The 1,523-nt window shown below is 31.7% G+C and carries 2 protein-coding genes; one reads left to right on the top strand and one right to left on the bottom strand.

Annotated elements, in window-relative coordinates; all coding sequences use genetic code 11:
• The first annotated feature begins 672 nt into the window (after positions 1-672).
• Positions 673-876: a KTSC domain-containing protein gene (locus ACNARN_RS18585; protein ID WP_036937625.1), complete on the top strand. Its 204-nt coding sequence runs from the start codon at positions 673-675 to the stop codon at positions 874-876.
• A gap of 272 nt (positions 877-1,148) precedes the next feature.
• Here the strand turns inward: ACNARN_RS18585 and ACNARN_RS18590 are convergent.
• On the bottom strand, positions 1,149-1,523 hold a 375-nt coding region (locus ACNARN_RS18590), incomplete at its 5' end, for a lysis system i-spanin subunit Rz (RefSeq protein ID WP_416304816.1).

Consider the following 1,523-nt stretch of genomic DNA (forward strand, 5'->3'; position numbering starts at 1 on the left):
TAAAAAAAGCCACCAGCGGTTAACTGATGGCTATCCATATACGTCACTAAATAAATGACGTTTGTAGAATTAAATATATTGATGTCTCTCCATCGTCACGCCCCTTCTTCTACCTACAGCTGACGTTGCTGATAATGACCGAAAAATAACAAAACGGTGGTATTCGTTGTTTTTGACTCTCACTATGCGCTCTCTATCGAGAAATAAAATAGGTCATGGCTAACATAGGAGACGGCGACAACGCGACGCTTTCTATTTCTATTGGCATTGAAATAAGAGTAGCGGTATGATTTATAGGTATTTATTTTTCGCTTAAATTTAGCCCCACGGTAAACTCAAACTCGCAGGGTTATTTTATTTGTATTCAATAGTTAATTAAAAAAACAATTGAAAGTATTCAATTCGCTTATTTGCTTAACAAAGCGATACTGAATTAATATCACTATATTCCTCTTGAGAAGTTCTTTATTTAATTTTGTCCATGCGTGATGCTGGAACTTATTTTTCATCTCTAATGTGAGAAGCTTCACACAAATAATAAATTTAACTCATATTTCTTCTTTATATAAAAATAAGTTGAATATTTTTACTAATATTAAAAGTTACTAAAGTAAAAATTTATTTACTCTTTTATTTTATCCCATTTTATTTTTATTAATAGTGATTAGTCTAATGGACAAAATTTACATTGCATCATCTAAAATTATTTCTGTTGCTTACGATTATCAAACTAAAATGCTAGAAATCGACTGTAAACATGGAGAACAATATCGATATAAGGAAGTACCATTCAGTATTTACCAAGGTTTAATGGCATCAAATTCTAAAAAAAAATTTTTTCATGCCATGATTGAACATAAATACCCTTATAATTAAATAACCTTATAGTTACCATTTAATATTATTATTCTTATTTTTATCACAAAAAATATCTTTTTTAAAAGAAAACAAAAACACAAATAAGAATCATTCCATCTGACTTATTAAAACTATTTAGCAAATTAATGTTAAGTATATTGTAACCACTTATTAAAATAATATTTTTGCCGCACTATAGGTATATTCACTTATAAGTGCTATCTTTATTAAGATTGATATTTTTTCGACAAATTTCAGTTTTGCCCTCGTACTCTACGTAGGGCTTTTTTTTAGTTCACACACTCCACTCTAATGTAATTCTGCAACCCTTTAATCATTTGCTCTGACTCTGCAATTCGCTCTCTGAGTAACCAATAATTTCTGATAGCGGTGTCAGTAGGTCGGGCGGTGGTTGCATAAGCCAAGCGGGTGGCGGGAGTGGTTTTGTTTTTTGGGCACTCGGCTTTGATGTACACCCGCTCAGGATGACGCTCACTAATATCACGCAAGTGACTAATTTCATTCTTGGCATTCGCTAACTCCTGTATATATTGAATATCCAACTGATTTAATCGCATTATGCGTGCTTGATAATCAGTATTAATAGACTTCTGTTCTTCGAGAGCCACAGTTAGTTTTTTATTGGTATCTGTCAGTGAATTAAT

It is taken from the genome of Proteus sp. TSJ240517, assembly GCF_047921575.1.
Lineage (GTDB): Bacteria > Pseudomonadota > Gammaproteobacteria > Enterobacterales > Enterobacteriaceae > Proteus.

Bases quoted from the DNA above. Each gene is read 5' to 3' on its own strand.
- ACNARN_RS18585 (WP_036937625.1), top strand. From the start codon at position 673: ATGGACAAAATTTACATTGCATCATCTAAAATTATTTCTGTTGCTTAC.